We start from the raw sequence: 5536 nt of genomic DNA, 5'->3' as shown, positions 1-5536 counted from the left end.
AGGGCGAGCGCGAGAGCGGCGAGCAGGCCGTCGTTGACGCTGCCGTGGAACGCCGCCGGGACACGCGTCAGCAGCGCCTCGGTCACCTCCGCCGGAAGGCGCGCGGTGAACTGCTCCAGGGTGGAGCGCAGGTCACGGGCCGGGTCCAGCGGGCGGGTGCCGAGCAGCGGGTCGGGGCCGTCCAGGGTGCGGCGCCACAGCTCCATCTCGGCCAGCCGCTGCGGGCTGTGCGCCTCCTCGACCAGGGCGTGCGTCCAGCGGCGCACCGACGTCCCGGACTTCTCCAGCCGCGGGGTCCGGCCGGCCCTGACCTGCTCCCAGGCCGCGGCCAGGTCCGGCAGCAGGATCCGCCACGACACACCGTCGACGGCGATGTGGTGCAGGGCGACGATCAGGCGGCCCTGTGCGGTGGCGTCGGCGGGGTCGAACCACACGAAGCGGGCCATCACCCCGGCGGCCGTGTCCAGCAGGCCGGTCGCCGCGTTCAGTTCGTCCAGGGCGCGGGCGCGCCAGGCCTCGTCCCAGGTGCCGTCGCACTCCACCCGGTGGAGCAGGGCGGCGGCGTCCACCGAGCCCTCCTCGGCCACCACCAGGCGGCCGGAGCCGTCCTCGGCGGTGACCAGGCGGGAGCGCAGGATGTCGTGCCGGTCGATCACCGCGTCCAGGGTCGCGGTCAGACCGTCCGCGTCGATCCCGGCCGGGAGGCCGAGGACGAGGGACATGGAGAACCGGTCGTACCCGCCGCCGAGTTCGCGCATGTACTCGGCGATCGGCAGCAGCGGGAACTCGCCCGTGCCGCCGCCCTCGAACTCCTCCAGGACGACCGCGGTGCCGGTGGCGGTGGCGACCCGGGCCAGCTCGGCGACGGTGCGCTGCTCGAAGATCTGCCGGGGGGTGACCTCCACGCCCTGGGCGCGGGCGCGGGTGACGACCTGGATGGAGCGGATGGAGTCGCCGCCGACCGCGAAGAAGTCGTCGTCGACGCCGATCCGGTCCGCGCCGAGGACGTCGGCGTAGACCGCGGCGAGGGTCTTCTCCACCGGGCTCACCGGGGCGCGGTAGACGCCGGCGGTGAACTCCGGCTCCGGCAGCGCCTTCACGTCCAGCTTGCCGTTGGGCATCAGCGGCAGCCGGTCCAGGACCACGAACGCCGAGGGCACCATGAACTCCGGCAGCCGCCGGCCCACGAACGCCCGCAGGTCGCGGGAGGAGACCCCGGCGGTGAGGTCGTAGTCGCTCTCGCCGAAGCCCTCGGCGGCCGGTCCGCCCGCGTCGTGCGCCGCCGCGGCGGGGACGACGTAGCCGACGAGCTGCTTGGCGCCGTTCGCCTCGCGGACCACCACGGCGGCCTGGGCGACGCCGGGGTGGGCGGTGAGCGCGGACTCGACCTCTCCGGGTTCGATGCGGAAGCCGCGGATCTTGACCTGGGTGTCGGCGCGGCCCGCGTACTCCAGCTCCCCGTCGTGGTTCCAGCGGGCCAGGTCACCGGTGCGGTACATCCGTCCGCCGGGCGGCCCGAACAGGTCCGGCAGGAACCTTTCGGCGGTCATGCCGGGGCGGCCCCGGTAGCCGTCGGAGATCTCCCCGGCGACGTACAGCTCCCCGACCACGCCGACCGGGGCCGGCTGCAGGGCGGGACCGAGGACGTAGGTGCGCATGTTGCCCAGCGGGGTGCCGATCGGCGCGCTGCCGCCCTCGGTGCCGCCGGCCGCGTGCTCCTCGCCGACGAGGGTGAAGGTGGTGGCGTAGAACGACTCGGTCTGCCCGTAGGCGTTGACGATCCGGGTGCCGGGCAGGACCTCGGCGATCCGGCGGGTCAGCGACGCGGGCAGTGCCTCGCCGGCGAAGACCAGCACGTCCGGGCGGGTGGTGGCGGAGATCTGGTCGAGCAGTTCGGCGAAGGCGGAGGGGACGGTGGACAGGATCTGTCCGTCCCAGCCGTCGCGTGCCGCGAGTTCCAGGACGTCGGCGACGATCTCGATGCTCCCGCCGTGGCAGAGGCTGGTGAAGACCTCGAAGACCGAGACGTCGAAGTTGACCGAGGTGCTCGCCAGGGCCTTGCGGCCCGGTCCGGCGTCGATCAGGCCGGCCAGGTGCGTGATGCCGTTGACGACGCCCCGGTGGGTGACCGCCACGCCCTTCGGCACACCCGAGGAACCCGAGGTGTACATCACGTAGGCGAGGTGGCCGGGCTCCAGGGGGCCGAGCCGGTCGCGGCCGGTCAGGTCCCGCGCGCCGTCGCCGGCGGCGAGGTCCAGCTCGTCGGTGAGGAGCACGGGGAGGTGGTGTTCCGGGAGGACGGGCGCGGTGTCGGTGTCGGTGAGGACCAGGGCCGGTGCGGCCTCCTCGAGGATGTGCGCCAGGCGGTGGCCGGGGTACTTCGGGTCGACCGGCAGGTACGCGCCGCCCGCCTTCAGCACCGCCAGCAGACCGGTGACCAGGTCCGCCGAGCGGGGCAGGGCGACCGCGACCACGCTCTCCGGTCCCACCCCGCGGCCCACCAGCTCACGCGCCAGCCGGTTCGCCCGCGCGTTGAGCTGCCCGTAGGAGAACTCCGTCCCCCCGCACACCACCGCGAGCGCGTCCGGGTCCCGCAGCACCTGCCGCTCGAACAGGCCCGGCACCGTCACCGCCGGGACCGGCACCCGGGTGGCGTTGTGGCCGCTCAGGACCAGTTCCCGCTCGGCCGCCGAGAGCACGTCGACCTGCTTCACCGGCGCCGACGGGTCGGCGACCAGGCCGCGCAGGGCGCGCAGGAAGCGGTTCGCCAGCTCCTCCACGGTCGGCCGGTCGAACAGGTCGGTGGCGTACTCGATCAGGCCCTGGGCCTCGCGGCCGGCTCCGGTGGTGACCTCGGTGAGGTTGAAGAACAGGTCGAACTTGGCGGTGCCGGTGACCACCGGCACGAAGTCCACGCGCAGCCCGGGCAGCTCCAGGTCGGCCTGGGCGAAGTTCTGCCAGGCGAACATGGTCTGGAACAGCGGGTGGTAGGCGGTGGAGCGGTCCGGGTTGAGGAGCTCCACCAGCCGCTCGAACGGGGCGTCCTGGTTGGCGTAGGCGCCGAGCGCCTTCTCGCGCACCTGGGCGATCAGCTCGTCGAAGGTGGGGTTGCCGGCCAGTTCGGCGCGGAGCACCCAGGTGTTGACGAAGAAGCCGATCAGGCCGTCCAGGGCGTCGTCGGTGCGGCCCGCGATCGGCGAGCCGATCGGGATGTCGTCGCCCGCGCCGAGCTGGTGCAGGAGGACCGCGAGCACCGACTGCATCACCATCGACACGGTCACGTCGCGGGTGCGGGCCAGTTCCTCGACGGCGGCGAGGAGCTCCGGCTCCACCAGGAACTCGATCATGTCGCCGCGGTGGCTCGCGCGCGGCGGGCGCGGCCGGTCGGTGGGCAGCTGCAACGGCTGCGGGATGCCGGCCAGTTCGTTCTTCCAGTACGCGGACTGCTCGGCGAGCACCCCGTCCTCGTCGTCGGCCTCGCCGAGCAGCTCGCGCTGCCACAGGGCGTAGTCGGCGTACTGGACGGGCAGCTCGGGCAGGTCGGGCGCCCGGCCCTCGCGGCGGGCCGCGTAGGCGGCGGACACCTCGCGGATCAGCGGCGCCATCGACTCGCCGTCCCCGGCGATGTGGTGCAGCAGCAGCGACAGGACGTGCTCCCGCTCGCCGGTGCGCAGGACGCGGGCGCGCAGCGGGATCTCGCGGTCGAGCGCGAAGGTGTGCCGGGCGCCCTCGGCGATCGCCTCCTCGAGCGCGCCCTCGGCGCCGTCGGTGAGGTCGACCACGGGCACGTCCAGGACGGCCTCGGCGGGCGGCAGGACCCGCTGGTACGGGATGCCGGCGGTGTCCTCCTCGTAGACGGTGCGCAGGCTCTCGTGCCGGGCCACCACGTCGTTCAGCGCGGCGGCCAGCGCGGCCGCGTCCAGCTCCCCGGTCAGCCTCAGGTTGAGCGGGATGTTGTACGTCGCCGAGGGGCCCTCGAACTTGTCGATGAACCACAGGCGGCGCTGCGCGAAGGACAGCGGCAGCCGCTCGGGCCGCTCCTCGGCGCGGGTCAGCGGCGGCCGTACGGCGGTGTCCGCCGACAGGTGCCCGGCCAGTTCGGCCACGGTCGGCGCGGAGAACACCGTGCGGATGGGGATCTCCGCGCCGAGGACGGTGCGGATCCGGCTGATCAGGCGGGTGGCGAGCAGGGAGTGCCCGCCGAGGGCGAAGAAGTCGTCGTCGATGCCGACCCGCTCCACGCCGAGGACCTCGCCGAACAGGCCGGCCAGGGTCTCCTCGGCGGTCGTGCGCGGCGCCCGGTAGCTGCCGGCGGTGAGCTCCGGCTCCGGCAGCGCGGCCCGGTCCAGCTTGCCGTTGGGCATCAGCGGCAGCCGGTCCAGGAGCATCAGGACCGCCGGGACCATGAACTCCGGCAGCTGCGCGGCGACCGTCTCGCGCAGCTCGGAGGTGTCCACCGCGCCGGGCGCGGCGGGCACCGCGTAGCCGACGAGCTGCTTGGCGTCACCCCGCTCGCGGACGACGACGGCGGCCTGGGCGACGCCCGGGTGGGCGACCAGGGCGGCCTCCACCTCGCCGGGTTCGATGCGGAAGCCGCGGATCTTGACCTGGGTGTCGGCGCGGCCGACGTACTCCAGTTCGCCCCCGCTGTTCCAGCGGGCCAGGTCGCCGGTGCGGTACATGCGCGAGCCGGGCGGGCCGTAGGGGTCGGCGACGAACCGCTCGGCGGTCATGCCGGGGCGGCCCCGGTAGCCGCGCGAGATCTCGCCGCCGACGTACAGCTCGCCGGTGACGCCCTCCGGGACCGGCTGCAGGGCGGGGCCCAGGACGTAGGCCCGCATGTTGCCCAGCGGGGTGCCGACGGGGGCGATGCCGAGCGCCTCGGGGGTGCCGGAGGCGGTGAAGGAGGTGGCGTAGAACGACTCGGTCTGGCCGTAGGCGTTGACGATCGTCACGCCGGGGAAGGCGGCACGGGCCCGGCGGACCAGCTCGGCGGGCAGTGCCTCGCCGGCGAAGACCAGCACCTGCGGGCGGGTGGTGGCGGAGATCCGGTCGAGCAGTTCGGCGAAGGCGGAGGGGACGGTGGACAGGATCTGTCCGTCCCAGCCGTCGCGTGCCGCGAGTTCCAGGACGTCGGCGACGATCTCGATGCTCCCGCCGTGGCAGAGGCTGGTGAAGACCTCGAAGACCGAGACGTCGAAGTTGACCGAGGTGCTCGCCAGGGCCTTGCGGCCCGGTCCGGCGTCGATCAGGCCGGCCAGGTGCGTGATGCCGTTGACGACGCCCCGGTGGGTGACCGCCACGCCCTTCGGCACACCCGAGGAACCCGAGGTGTACATCACGTACGCCAGGTCGTCCGGGCGCAGCGTGCCGAGGCGTTCGGCGTCGGTGAGGTCGCCGAGCCCGGCGGCCGCGTCCTGCTCCACGCCGTCGAAGTCCGTCTCGTCGGTGAGGAGCACGGGGAGGTGGTGTTCCGGGAGGACGGGCGCGGTGTCGGTGTCGGTGAGGACCAGGGCCGGTGCGGCCTCCTCGAGGA

General features: G+C 74.0%; 1 protein-coding gene. It reads right to left on the bottom strand.

Features of this window, described 5'->3' with window-relative positions:
• On the bottom strand, positions 1-5536 hold a 5536-nt coding region (locus FHS37_RS38570), incomplete at both ends, for a non-ribosomal peptide synthetase (protein ID WP_184829974.1).

Origin of the sequence: Streptomyces griseomycini (genome assembly GCF_014203535.1) — a bacterium.
In the GTDB taxonomy this organism is placed as follows: Bacteria; Actinomycetota; Actinomycetes; order Streptomycetales; family Streptomycetaceae; genus Streptomyces; species Streptomyces griseomycini.
Note: the sequence above shows the minus strand (reverse complement) of the source record. Positions and strands in the feature narration are given on the sequence as shown.